This is a genomic window from Mobilicoccus caccae, from assembly GCF_030161635.1.
Taxonomy (GTDB): Bacteria; Actinomycetota; Actinomycetes; order Actinomycetales; family Dermatophilaceae; genus Mobilicoccus; species Mobilicoccus caccae.
On sequence record NZ_BSUO01000001.1, the window covers coordinates 765,605 to 777,712 of the forward strand.

Here is a 12,108-nt window from a genome sequence, read left to right on the forward strand (position 1 = left end):
TCGGCCGGCTCACGGGTCTGCCGCCCCGGTGGTTCGCGCTGCCGACGAGGATCGCCGTCAAGCTCGTCGACGGTGTGCACGTCCGCTACGCGGTGCTGAGTTCGGAAGAGGCCGAGTCGTTTCCGCGCACCTGGGGGTGGACCCCGACCGCGTCGTGTTTACCCCCTTCCCGGCCACGATCGAGCCCGACGTGCCGACCTCGACCGGCGACTACCTCTTCGCGGGCGGCAACTCCATGCGTGACTACGCCCTGCTGGCGGAGGCGGTGCGTGGAACCGGCGTGCGGTGTCGGGTGGCCTCGACGTGGGAGCCGGAGGAGACCTCGGAGGAGATCGAGGTCGGCACCGTCCCCCACGAGGAGTTCGTCGACCTGCTCGCGGGCTGCCGCGCCTCGGTGGTGCCGCTCGAGCGCACCGTCCGCTCGGCGGGTCAGCAGTCCTACCTCAACGCGATGATGCTCGGGAAGCCGGTCATCGTCACCGAGGCGCCCGGCGTGCACGACTACATCGAGGACGGGGTGACCGGCGTCGTCGTGCCGCCCGAGGCGGACGCGCTGCGTGCGGCGATCCTCGACGTCATGGACCCGGCCCGCGCCGAGCACTACGCGCTCATGGGTCGCCGGGCCCGGGAGTGGGTGCTCGCCAACGTCACGCAGGACGTCTACAAGGACGAGGTGCTGCTCGAGGCCATCGGTGTCCCGCCGGAGGACGAGCCCGCCCGGCCCTGATCACCTCCGTGGCGCTCGCCGACCGCGTCGAATCCGCGTTTCGCGAAGATCCATACGCAACAAGGAGATCCGCGTTGCCGTCGGTTGGGCGTGGCGTGAGGCTGCGATGACGTCGATTCCCTACCGTCGTGGCATGGGTCTGTGGGAGTCGACGGTCGGACGGGTCGAGCGAGCATCGGGAGGGCAGCGTTTCGGGTACACCGGGCGGGTGCGGAGCCAGGGTCGGGAGGCCGAGCGGGTGGTGCGCGCTGTGCTCAACCCCTCGTGTCGTCCCGAGGCGGTGCTCGTCCCCACGTACTGGTGGGAGAAGGTCAAGAACTTCGGCGACCTGCTCACCCCTTCCTCCTGCGCGACTTCGGCATCGTGCCGGTGCTCACCCCGCCCGCCGAGGCCGGTCTGATCGGCGTCGGCTCCCTCATCCAGCACCTGCCGACCGACACGACCGCGACCCTCTGGGGGACGGGCCTCATCCACGACGAGCGCGTGGACCTGCCCGGGGCGACGACGCTGGCCCTGCGCGGTGAGATGACGCGCGACCGGCTCGGCTCACCGGCGGTGGAGGCCCTCGGTGACCCCGGACTGCTCATCGCCGACTCGATCCGGCGGACGGGGGCCTCCCACGACGTCGGTGTGGTCGTCCACTACGTCCACGCCGACGACGAGCACCTGCGCGCGATGATCGCCCGGTACTCCGGATCGCTGCTGGTCATCGACGTGGCCCAGAGCCCGGAGGCGGTGGCGCGGCAGGTGGCCTCCTGCCGCGCGATCGTGTCGACGTCGCTGCACGGCGTCATCACCGCGGACTCCCTCGGGGTGCCGGCGACCTGGGTGCGGATGCCGCGGGCGCTCGCCGGCGGGGACTTCAAGTTCCACGACCACGAGACCGTCGTGCGCCCCCCGCGGGGTCGTGGCGTCGACATCGGCGACGTCGCCTCCCTCGAGGAGCTCGTGGCCGGGGCCGTCGCCGCCGACGCCGGCGCCGTCCGGCGGGCCAAGGAGGGGCTGCGGGCCACCGCGCGCCGGATTCCCGAGGTCACCGACTCCCGACGCGTCCGGACCTGGCAGGTACCGGTCGTCGGCCGTGGCCGCCCGGTGCACCCCTACGTCTGACTCCGCCGGTCACTCACCGGCGTGCCCGGCCTCCGGGGAGTGTTCCGGACCAGGCCGACCAGGCGCCCGCCCAGGGCGACGAGGTCGATGGCCGTCGCCGCGAACTTGTCCGGGTCGCGTCTGACCAGCCCGGCCGCCGTGTTGCGCGCCGCCCATCCCGTGCCGACGATCACGTGCTTGACGACGAAGGCGCGGCCGTGGAAGGCGCGGTCGGTCTGTGCGGCGACGACGTTGCTGTTGAAGGCACGGCGCAGGATCACCCCGGTGGCGAGCCGGGAGGCGGGGGTGGGTTCGGTGACGGCGGCCTCGTCGCACCAGGCCAGCGTCCCGCCCTGATCCAGCACCTCGCGGAAGAAGAAGTGGTCCTCCCCACCGGCCGTGCCGAGGTGGACGGGGAACCACGGGTCGCCGATGGCGTCGACGGCGGCGCGCGAGATGCAGATGTTCTGCGCGCCGTTGAGCATCGCGACAGGCCCGGACGGATGACGCCGACGCCCTGCGTAGACGCTGTTGCGCGCGAGCAGCGAGGCGCCCGCGGGGAGTTCGCCCAGGACGGGACCGGCCGTGACATCGGCCCCGAACCGGTCGACCCCGGCCATGAGATGGGCGAACCACCCTGGGGTGACCAGCCCGTCGTCGTCCAACATGATCAGGTGACGCCAGTCCGGGCGCTCGCGGGTGGCCGCGCGGACGAGCTCGTTGCGCACCTCCGAGATGCCCGGGCGGGGCACGGGGACGCAGACGGCGTCGAGTCCGCTGTCGCGCACCACCTCGGCCGCGCGGGTGCCGGCCTCGTTGTCGCCGACGACGATCAGTACGTCCTGCCCGTCGATCTCGGGCGCGAGGGAGTCCAGCAGCCGCGCCAGGAGGAGCGGCCGCCGATACGTCGGAATGCCGATGACGACGGCTGCGCGGTTCATGGTCCCCTCACCTGGCTGACGAACTGCGCTGAGGCACACGAGAATCAGGCAGTTGACTCTCGTCAACCGTAGCGGCGCGAGGGGCAGGACCCGGCGAGGCTGAGGTCAGGACTCGGTCAAGGACGCCGCGGTCGGCGGCGTCGCCGAGTGACGAGTGATCAGTGCGCCGGCCGACCGTCCCATCCCTGCTCGCGGGAGAGGTCGCTGTGGGCGGCGTCGAGGTCGGTGCCGGAGAAGTCCGGGGCGCCGGGCTCACGTCGGGCGCGTCGCGCCAGCTGGTGGGCGAGGTGGTAGCCGACGATGACGGTCACCGTCCCCAGGGCGATGCCGGAGAGCTGGAAGCCCTCGCCGATGTGGAGGCTCACGTCACCGACGCCCATGATGATCCCCGCGGCGAGGGGGACCAGGGTGGCGGGGTGGCCGAACAGCACCTTGTGCTCGACCCAGATCTTCGCGCCGAGCAGGCCGATCATGCCGTAGAGCACGACCGTGATGCCGCCGAGGACGCCGCCGGGGATCGCGGAGACGACGGCCCCGAACTTGGGGGAGAAGCCGAACGCGATCGCCGTGAAGGCCGCGACGACGTAGGCCGCCGTCGAGTACACGCGGGTGGCCGCCATGACGCCGATGTTCTCGGCGTAGGTCGTGGTGGGCGCGCCGCCGACCGAGGTGGCGACGATCGTGGCGATGCCGTCGGCGCCGACGGCGCGGCCCATCATCGGGTCGAGGTCCTCGCCGGTCATCTCACCCACGGCCTTGACGTGCCCGATGTTCTCGGCCACCAGGGCGACGACGATCGGCAGGGCCACCAGGGCGAATCCCAGCTGGAAGGTCGGCAGGTGCCAGCCGGGCACGTCCGCGGTCGTCGCGCCGGGGAAGCCGAACCACGGGGCGGCCGCGACCGCGCTCCAGTCGACGCGCAGGTGCGTGGTCACCTCACCGGCACCCGTGGGGGAGGTGATGGGGCCACCCACCACGTCGGTCAGCCAGGAGAGGGCGTAGCCGAAGATCACGGCCGCGAAGATCGCGATGCGGGAGAGGAATCCGCGCGAGGCCACGCTGACGGTGATGACGAACGCCATGACGGCCAGGGCGACCCACTGGTCCTGCGGCCAGTAGGTCCTCGCCACCACGGGCGCCAGGTTGAAGCCGATGAGCATGATGACGGCGCCGGTGACCGCGGGGGGCATGAGGCGATGCATGAACGTGGCGCCGAGCACGTGGATCGCGATACCGATGAGCAGGAGCGCCACGCCGATGAACAGCAGCGCCCCGGTCTTGTCCGAGGCGGTGCCACCCTGCGTGGCGATGACGCCCGTCACCCCGACGAAGGACGCGGAGGAGCCCAGATAGCTCGGTACACGGCCGGCGGTGAGCACGAGGAAGAGCAGGGTCGCGACACCCGACATCATGATGGCCAGTTGCGGCGAGAGCCCCATGAGCAGCGGAAACACGAAGGTCGCGCCGAACATGGCGACCACGTGCTGCATGCCGAGGCCGACGGTGCGCCCCCAGGAGAGGCGTTCGGACGGGGAGACGACGTCGTCGGGTCCGGCCAGTGCGCCGTCCCGATGCAGGGTCCACAGTTTCACGAGCCCCGAAGGTATCACCGCCACGGACCTCCGCCGTGCGCCCCGAGGGTCGGCACGCGGCATCCGCGTGCGGGGGCCGCCACCGATGCCATGCGGTGTCCCGGCTCCCCGCCCCCGCGTCCGATCTGCGATGGTGGACGCCGTGCCCGAGAACACGCGCACCTGCGGGTAGACTCGCGCCAAACCACACCGTCGAAGGGGTCTTCCAAGTGGGTCAGCTGCACGTCGAGTTCGTCGCCGCGGACGGCAAGGTCTGGGAGGGCGAAGCGAACAAGGTCGTCGCCCGGGCGCTGGAGGGCGACATCGGAATCCTCCCCAGGCACCAGCCCCTGCTCACCGTCCTGCGCGAGGGTGAGGTGCGCATCGACGGCGAGGGTGGCGACCAGACGTTCCACGTCGACGGCGGGTTCCTCTCCGTCGACGACGATCTCGTGACCATCGTGTCGGAGTCCGTCTCCACTCCCGACTCCCGCTCCAGCGCTCAGTCCGCAGCCCGAAACTGAGTCACGACCCGGCGATGGGACTGTTGGCCGCAGAACTCATCCTGGCCGGCATCGTCCTCGCCGCGGTGGCCGCGGTCGTGTTCGTCTACGCCCGCCGGCGCCTCATCGCCCACGACAGCGATGTCGTCACCTGCGGCTTCCGAGCCACGTCCTCCGCGCGGTGGCGTCCGTGTCTGCTGCGCATGTCGACCACGACCCTGCAGATCTACCCGCTGTTCGGATGGACGGCCCTGCCCTCGCACACGTGGCGCCGGCGCACGCTCGACCTCGTGTCCACGACGCCGATCGAGGGGGAGGCCAAGCTGGTCGAGATCCTCGATCACGGACGCCGCGCCGTGCGCGTCTCCACCTCCGGCGTGACCGAGGGCGGATCGCGCATGCAGTTCGACCTCGCCCTCGGACGCTCGCAGTACACGACCCTGCGTTACTGGGTCGAGTCCTCCCCGCCGACCGCCTGGCCCCTGTAGCCCCTCAGGCCTTGCCGCGCGAGGATCGGCTCGACTCCTCGCGGCCACCACCGGGCTTCCACAGCACGTCGCCACCGGCATCGACGTTCGCGACCCGCGCCAGGATGAACAGCAGGTCGGAGAGCCGGTTGAGGTACTTGGCCGTCAGCAGATTGACGCCACCGGGGCGGGCGTGCTCATCGTGCTCACCCGACCCCTCTGCCTGAGTCGCCTCGGCCGTGGCTGCGGCCTCGTCGCCGCCCTTGTCCTTGCCCCGCTTGCGCGGCTCGGCGGGGGCGTCGCCGTAGGCACCCACCGCGGCCCAGGTCGAGCGCTCGGCGCGACGCACGATCGTGCAGGCCAGGTGCAGGTAGGCCGAGCCGGGGGTGCCGCCGGGGAGGATGAACGAGCGCAGCTTCTCGACCTGCTCGTTGTACCGGTCGCAGTCGGCCTCGAGCTCGTCGATCCACTCCGCCTTGACCCGCAGCGGCGGGTACTGAGCGCTCTCCTCACCCACCACGAGCGGGTTGCACAGGTCGGCCCCGACGTCGAAGAGGTCGTTCTGGATGCGGGTGAGCGTCGCGCGGACGTCGTCGGTCAACCCCCGCACGCGACGGCGATGCCGATGGCGGCGTTCGCCTCGTTGGAGTCGGCGTAGGCCGCCAGTCTCGGGTCGGTCTTGGACGTGCGGGAGAAGTCGCCGAGATGGGTGGTTCCGTCGTCGCCGGTTCGGGTGTAGACGCGCGTGATGTTCACCATGCACCGATCTTGTCAGAGCTCACCGTCCCCGCCGCGGGTTACCGTCCACCCATGGGAGAACGTGACAAGCCATGGGTCATGCGGACGTACGCGGGGCACAGCAGCGCCACCGCGAGCAACGCGCTCTACCGGCGCAACCTCGAGAAGGGGCAGACCGGGTTGTCGGTGGCCTTCGACCTGCCGACGCAGACCGGATACGACCCCGACCACGAGCTCTCCCGCGGTGAGGTCGGCAAGGTCGGTGTGCCGATCTCCCACATCGGCGACATGACGGCACTCTTCGGCGGCATCCCACTGGCCGAGATGAACACGTCCATGACCATCAACGCGACCGCCATGTGGCTGTTGTCGATGTATCAGGTCGCCGCGGAGCAGCAGGCGCAGGACGCCGGCCGCGACCCCGCCGAGGACGTCGTCAAGCTCGCGGGCACGACGCAGAACGACATCATCAAGGAGTACCTCTCGCGGGGGACGCACGTGTTCCCGCCGGGGCCCTCGCTGCGCCTGACCGCCGACACCATCGCCTACACCGTCTCGACGATGCCCAAGTGGAACCCCGTCAACATCTGCAGCTACCACCTGCAGGAGGCCGGCGCGACGCCGGTGCAGGAGGTCGCGTTCGCGATGGCGACGGCGATCGAGGTGCTCGACACCGTGCGGGAGCGCGGCGAGGTGCCGCAGGAGCGGTTCGGTGACGTCGTCGCCCGCATCAGCTTCTTCGTCAACGCCGGGGTGCGGTTCGTCGAGGAGATGTGCAAGATGCGCGCCTTCGTCGAGCTCTGGGACGAGCTGACCCGCGAGCGGTACGGCATCGAGGACCCCAGGCACCGGCGCTTCCGATACGGCGTGCAGGTCAACAGCCTGGGCCTCACCGAGACCCAGCCCGAGAACAACGTGCAGCGCATCGTGCTCGAGATGCTGGCCGTCACCCTGAGCAAGAACGCGCGCGCCCGGGCCGTGCAACTCCCGGCGTGGAACGAGGCCCTCGGCCTGCCGCGCCCCTGGGACCAGCAGTGGAGCCTGCGTCTGCAGCAGGTCCTCGCGTTCGAGTCCGACCTGCTCGAGTACGAGGACCTCTTCGACGGCTCGCCGGTGGTCGAGGCCAAGGTGGCCGAGATCGTGGCGGGCGCGAAGGCCGAGATGGCCCGCATCGCGGACATGGGCGGTGCCGTCGCGGCCGTCGAGTCGGGGTACATGAAGGCCGAGCTCGTGGCCTCCCACGCCCTGCGCCGCCAGCGCATCGAGTCCGGTGAGGACGTCGTCGTCGGCATCAACAAGTTCACGAGCACCGAACCGAGCCCGCTGACGGCGGATCTCGACACGGCCATCCAGACGGTCGACCCGGCCGTGGAGCAGGCCGCGTCCGAGGCCGTCCGGGCGTGGCGCGAGCAGCGGGACTCCGACCCCGACAAGAAGGCCGAGGTGGAGGCCGCCCTGGCGGCGTTGCGCGAGGACGCCGCCGACGAGGAGGTCAACCTCATGGAGGCCTCGTTGCGTTGCGCCCGCGCGGGTGTGACGACGGGGGAGTGGGCCCAGGCGTTGCGTGAGGTCTTCGGCGAGTACCGCGCGGCCACCGGTGTCGGGGGCAGCGTGGGTGTCGGCGAGGCGGCCGAGGGCAGCACGCTGGCCCGCGTGCGTGACCTCGTCCGGTCGACCGGTGAGGAGCTGGGCACCCACCTGCGCTTCCTCGTAGGCAAGCCGGGTCTCGACGGTCACTCCAACGGCGCCGAGCAGGTGGCGGTGCGGGCCCGCGACGCCGGGTTCGAGGTCGTCTACCAGGGAATCCGGTTGACCCCCGCGCAGATCGTGCGGGCGGCGGTGGAGGAGGACGTCCACGCGGTCGGCGTGTCCATCCTGTCCGGCTCGCACATGGAGCTCGTGCCCGAGATCCTCGACGGGCTGGAGGCGGCGGGCGCGGGCGACGTGCCGGTCATCGTCGGCGGGATCATCCCCGACTCCGACGCGGCCAAGCTGCGGGCCCTCGGGGTCAGCGAGGTCTTCACGCCCCGCCACCACGACCTCACCACGTCGATCGGTCACATCGTCCAGGTGATCCGCGAACGCCACGGGATGAGCGCGGCCCCGTTGCCCTGACTCCTCCTGCCGGACATTCGTCCGACACGGTACGTTCGCCGCCGTTAGTCTGATGCGGATCCCGCGCGATCGCGGACGGAGAGGTGAGATGGCGTTCTGCTACGTGGTGATGTGTCACACCGATCCGGACGGGGTCCTCCGGCTCGTCCGGCGCATCCGCGACCTGAGCCCGCACAGCCGGATCCTCGTGCGGTACGAGAACCCCCTCTTTCTCGACCCTGCGGTCGTGGAGGCGGAGGGTGCCCAACCGCTGCTGAGCCGGACTCGGGTCGAGTGGGGGCGTTCTCGCTGGTGGAGGCCCAGTTGGAGGCCTTCGCGGTCGCCCGGGCCATGACCGGGTGTGAGTACGTCGCCGTCGTCTCCGGTCAGGACTACCCCGTGCGCGACCTCGCCCGGTGGGAGGCGGAGGTGCGCGAGCGCGACGTCGACGCCCTGCTCGACCCGTTGGTGGATCAGCCCGACGACCACCGCTGGTACTGGAGGGTCCTCCTGCCACCGCCCGCCCTGCGCCCCGACCGGGCGCCGGCGAGGAGAGCGGTGGTCAAGGCCGGATCGTTGCTGACCGACCGGGCGAGGGTCCTCGTCAAACCGGACGAGCCGCGACTGTGGATCGGCACCCGCCTCCGGCGTCACACCCCGCCCGTGCAACCGGTCAAGTGCGGGTACTGGTCCGTCTACGGCCGGCGCGCCATCGACTCGGTCCTGCGGGCCGACCACACGAATCCGGCGCTGCGGGCGTTCTTCGGCCACGTGCGCACCCCGGACGAGTGGTACGTGCCGTCGCTGGTCTGTGCCGACCCCGAGCTGCGCGTCGGCCTCGGGGCCACCTCCGGCAAGCACTTCCCCGACGGTCAGCCGAGCCCGCTGTGGATCGATGCGGCCGTTCTGCACCTGCTGCGTCGCCGGACCGAGGCGCCGTTCGTCCGCAAGATCCCCCGGACGTCGACCCGGCGGTCCTGCGCGAGGCCGACGAGATGGCCGGGCGCACCCGCGCGCAGGTGCACGCCGAGGTCGTCGACCCCTCACTACGCGCCGCCCCCTGGGCGGGGAGATCCGCGCCACGGTCGTCCCGCCGCCCGCGCTCACGACCGGCGACCGGCGGTGAGCGACCTCCAGTGCCCGGCGACGTTCCACGTGCTCGGCCCGGGCGCCTCGAGGCCCGTGGCCGACAGGCTGCTCGACGGAGCCGGCGTCGCCGCCGTCCACGCCGGTGTCGGTGTGCACGGAGCCGGTGTCCATGCCGGCGACGGTGAGTCCACGCACGAACCCCTGGACGAGACCAGGCCGCTCTGGGACGTGTTGGACGAGCTCTCCGACCTCTACCGGGGCTGCCACGTCCTGATTCTGCCGAGCACGGCGACACCCCCGCTGACGAGCACGGACGACGCGGTGACGGTGCGTATCGACGCCGACGGCCGCACCGTCGAACACGCCGCCCCCGACCCCACCTGAGACAGTAAGCGCGGTCTGAGACAGTCGCTCCGGCGCGGCTGTTTCGCCCTCGGCTGCTGTCCGAGGTCAGCCGATCGCGGTCGCTGCGGTGCGGCGCGGGTCGCCGGCGGCCTCGAGGACTCCGTCGGGGTGGCACAGGGTCGCCCCGACACCGCCGAAGTACATCGCGATGCGCTCGTGCTCGACGGTCGGCATGCCGCAGGCGTCGACGGCGGCGAGGATGTCGTCGCCGTTCTCGAACTCCACCCGCGGGTTGCCGTCGTGCTCGTCGAACGCGACGTGCAGCCGTGGCTGGTCGATGGCCGCCTGGATCGACTTGCCGTCGAGGCACACGCCGCCCATGACCTGCATCAGCGCCGTGGTGATCCGGTCGGCGCCCGGGCTGCCGACCGCCAGCGTCGAGCCGTCGTCACGTCGCGCCGTCGAGGGGGCCATGTTGGAGGCCATCCGGGTGCCCGGGGCGAGCGCGTGCAGACCGCGGCGGTTGAGCTCGGGCTCGCCGAGGGCGTTGTTGAGCATGAGTCCGGTGCCGGGGACCGTGACGCCCGAGCCGTACCCCGCCGAGGTCGTGATCGAGCAGGCCAGGCCCGTGCTGTCGATGGTCGAGACGTGGATCGTCTCCGGCGAACTCGTCACCGCGGCCAGTCCCTCGGGGCCGAGTTCGTCCAGCGCCCTGATGAGTTCGTGGCCCGCGACCTCGAGGTCCTCGGCGGCGTCGATGGCGCGGCGCCGGTACTCCAGGACCGTGTGCTGGATGTCGATGACGTCGGAGGCCGCGGTGCGCCCGTCGCGCGTCCGCCGGGCGGAGAGTAGCCGCAACATCGCGGTGAGCACCGGTCCGCCGATCGAGGGGGCGGGGTTGACCGCGACGTCCCAGTCGGTCAGGCGGGTGCGCAGCGGGGGCCGGACGGCGGTGCGGTAGGCCGCGAGGTCGGCGAGGCCGAGCAGGCCGCCGTTGGCGTCCATGTCGTCGGCCAGCACGTGCGCGATCTCGCCGGTGTAGAGCGTGGAGACCCCGTCGCGGGCGATCGTCTCCAGGGAGTTCGCCAGGTCAGCGGATCGCACGACCTCACCGAGCGCCGGGGCCGGGCCGTGCCCGCCCTGCGACATGAACTCACGGGTCTGGGCGTCCCAGGCGAAGAGGTTGTCGCCGCTGTGCCGCAGGTAGAACTCCGACGCCGTCCCGACCGGCCAGCCCTGCCGCGCCACGTAGGCCGCGGGGGTGACGAGCTCACGCCACGGCAGCGTGCCCCAGCGCGTGGAGGCCTCGTCGAGCGCGGCGAACATGCCCGGCGTGGCGACCGACCCGTGACCGCCGTTGACCGTGAACCCGCCGTAGTAGGTCATCCGGAACTCCCGCAGGCCCGTGCCGAACCACTCCTTCGGCCGCCCCCGACCCGGCATCTCGACGTATCCGTCGAGCACCAGCGGGTCCTCACCGGGCGCCCACACGTTGATGTAGGCCCCACCCATGGGGCTGACGATGCCGACCTCGGTGACGCAGGCGACGCAGATCGCGGCGACGGCCGCATCGACCGCGTTCCCCCGAGTTCGGCGACCGCCATCGCGGCCTCCGCCGATTCGGGTGCGGGTGCGGCCACGGCGATCTGCCGTCGAGTCATGCGGGGTTCCTCGCTCTGCGGTGGGCGCGGGGGCAGGCAGGGTTGCTGCCCGGTCGCGCGGTGTGGGTCGGACGGTGGGACGAAAAGGACGACGCCGACATCCGTGAGGAGTCGACGCCCTTGCAGTCTGTCACCGTCGGGCCGCTCGATCAGAACAGGCGTCCGGTGACATCGTCGAGCCCGCGCAGCGCGTCGTAGTCGAGGGTGACGCACCGGATGCCCCGGTCCGTGGCCAACGTGCGCGCCTGGGGCTTGATCTCCTGGGCGGCGAACACACCCTGCACCGGACCGCCGCCGACCAGCAGCGGGTCGCGATTCATGAGTTCGAGGTAGCGCGTGAGCTGTTCGACCCCGTCGATCTCGCCGCGCCGCTTGATCTCGACGGCCACGTGGGCGCCGCCCGCATCGCGGCAGAGGATGTCCACCGGCCCGATGGCGGTCATGTACTCGCGCCGGACCAGGCGGTACCCCTCACCGAGGGTCGTGATGTGCTCGGCCAGCAGCTTCTGCAGGTGCGCCTCCACGCCGTCCTTGACCAGGCCCGGGTCGATGCCGAGCTCATGGCTGGAGTCGTGGTGGATCTCGTGGATGCGCACGCGCAGGCGGTCGTCGCTCTTGGCGTTCTGCACGACCCAGACGGCCTCGACGCCGTCGGCCCGCTCGAGCTCGTCGGGGCCGACCTCGGCCATCGAGCACGGCGGCGACATCCAGTTGAGCGGCTTGTAGGAGCCGCCGTCGCTGTGGACGAGGACCGATCCGTCCGCCTTGACCAGCAGCAACCTGGTCGCGAGCGGGAGATGAGCGGCCAACCGACCCTCGTAATCGACACTGCACTTCGCGATGACCAGACGCACGCCGCACACCCTAGAGCATCCGCTGCTCC

11 protein-coding genes and 1 pseudogene are annotated in these 12,108 nt (G+C 71.3%); 7 read left to right on the forward strand and 5 right to left on the reverse strand.

Going from position 1 to position 12,108, the window contains the following annotated elements:
• The first annotated feature begins 154 nt into the window (after positions 1 to 154).
• From QQK49_RS03805 to QQK49_RS03815, 3 genes are all read left to right on the forward strand, one after another.
• A complete protein-coding gene (locus QQK49_RS03805) occupies positions 155 to 727 on the forward strand; it encodes a glycosyltransferase (RefSeq protein ID WP_284302782.1) in 573 nt (190 codons plus the stop codon).
• A 133-nt stretch (positions 728 to 860) separates the two neighbouring features.
• Positions 861 to 1,127, forward strand: a complete 267-nt coding sequence (locus tag QQK49_RS03810; RefSeq protein ID WP_284302783.1) for a hypothetical protein — start codon at positions 861 to 863, stop codon at positions 1,125 to 1,127.
• Positions 1,097 to 1,837 (forward strand): polysaccharide pyruvyl transferase family protein, encoded by a 741-nt coding sequence (locus QQK49_RS03815; RefSeq protein WP_284302784.1) that lies wholly within the window; start codon positions 1,097 to 1,099, stop codon positions 1,835 to 1,837. Before QQK49_RS03810 ends, QQK49_RS03815 begins: the two co-directional genes overlap by 31 nt.
• On the opposite strand, the gene QQK49_RS03820 is transcribed toward QQK49_RS03815, so the two are convergent.
• Together QQK49_RS03820 and QQK49_RS03825 are read right to left on the reverse strand one after the other, a co-directional pair.
• A complete protein-coding gene (locus QQK49_RS03820) occupies positions 1,828 to 2,757 on the reverse strand; it encodes a glycosyltransferase family 2 protein (RefSeq protein WP_284302785.1) in 930 nt (309 codons plus the stop codon). The two genes, QQK49_RS03815 and QQK49_RS03820, sit on opposite strands and share 10 nt — an antisense overlap.
• Positions 2,758 to 2,915: 158 nt before the next feature.
• Positions 2,916 to 4,349 carry a uracil-xanthine permease family protein gene (locus tag QQK49_RS03825; protein WP_284302786.1) on the reverse strand — a complete coding sequence of 478 codons (1,434 nt, stop codon included), beginning with the start codon at positions 4,347 to 4,349 and terminating at the stop codon, positions 2,916 to 2,918.
• A 209-nt stretch (positions 4,350 to 4,558) separates the two neighbouring features.
• Between QQK49_RS03825 and QQK49_RS03830 the strand changes: the two genes are divergently transcribed.
• Both QQK49_RS03830 and QQK49_RS03835 read left to right on the forward strand, forming a co-directional pair.
• Complete coding sequence (locus QQK49_RS03830; RefSeq protein ID WP_284302787.1) at positions 4,559 to 4,852, forward strand: F0F1 ATP synthase subunit epsilon; 294 nt, start codon at positions 4,559 to 4,561, stop codon at positions 4,850 to 4,852.
• Positions 4,853 to 4,866: 14 nt separating this feature from the next.
• Positions 4,867 to 5,319 (forward strand): DUF2550 family protein, encoded by a 453-nt coding sequence (locus tag QQK49_RS03835; RefSeq protein ID WP_284302788.1) that lies wholly within the window; start codon positions 4,867 to 4,869, stop codon positions 5,317 to 5,319.
• Positions 5,320 to 5,323: 4 nt separating this feature from the next.
• On the opposite strand, the pseudogene QQK49_RS03840 reads toward QQK49_RS03835, so the two are convergent.
• A pseudogene (locus tag QQK49_RS03840) lies at positions 5,324 to 6,057 on the reverse strand (cob(I)yrinic acid a,c-diamide adenosyltransferase).
• 51 nt (positions 6,058 to 6,108) lie between these two features.
• On the opposite strand from QQK49_RS03840, the gene QQK49_RS03845 reads away from it, so the two are divergent.
• Entirely contained in the window at positions 6,109 to 8,151 is a 2,043-nt protein-coding gene (locus tag QQK49_RS03845; RefSeq protein WP_284302789.1) for a protein meaA, read from the forward strand.
• A gap of 273 nt (positions 8,152 to 8,424) precedes the next feature.
• Positions 8,425 to 9,603 (forward strand): hypothetical protein, encoded by a 1,179-nt coding sequence (locus QQK49_RS03850; RefSeq protein ID WP_284302790.1) that lies wholly within the window; start codon positions 8,425 to 8,427, stop codon positions 9,601 to 9,603.
• Between the two features lie 66 nt (positions 9,604 to 9,669).
• Here QQK49_RS03850 and QQK49_RS03855 read toward each other — a convergent pair whose 3' ends face one another.
• Both QQK49_RS03855 and nucS read right to left on the reverse strand, forming a co-directional pair.
• Positions 9,670 to 11,118: a gamma-glutamyltransferase gene (locus QQK49_RS03855; RefSeq protein WP_284305817.1), complete on the reverse strand. Its 1,449-nt coding sequence runs from the start codon at positions 11,116 to 11,118 to the stop codon at positions 9,670 to 9,672.
• 256 nt (positions 11,119 to 11,374) lie between these two features.
• Positions 11,375 to 12,079, reverse strand: coding sequence for an endonuclease NucS (gene nucS / locus QQK49_RS03860; protein ID WP_284302791.1), 705 nt, complete (start codon positions 12,077 to 12,079; stop codon positions 11,375 to 11,377).
• Positions 12,080 to 12,108: the final 29 nt, after the last annotated feature.

Coding starts and splice junctions, on each gene's coding strand:
- QQK49_RS03835 (WP_284302788.1), top strand. CDS start 4,867: ATGGGACTGTTGGCCGCAGAACTCATCCTGGCCGGCATCGTCCTCGCC.
- QQK49_RS03820 (WP_284302785.1), bottom strand. CDS start 2,757: ATGAACCGCGCAGCCGTCGTCATCGGCATTCCGACGTATCGGCGGCCG.
- QQK49_RS03810 (WP_284302783.1), top strand. CDS start 861: ATGGGTCTGTGGGAGTCGACGGTCGGACGGGTCGAGCGAGCATCGGGA.
- QQK49_RS03845 (WP_284302789.1), top strand. CDS start 6,109: ATGGGAGAACGTGACAAGCCATGGGTCATGCGGACGTACGCGGGGCAC.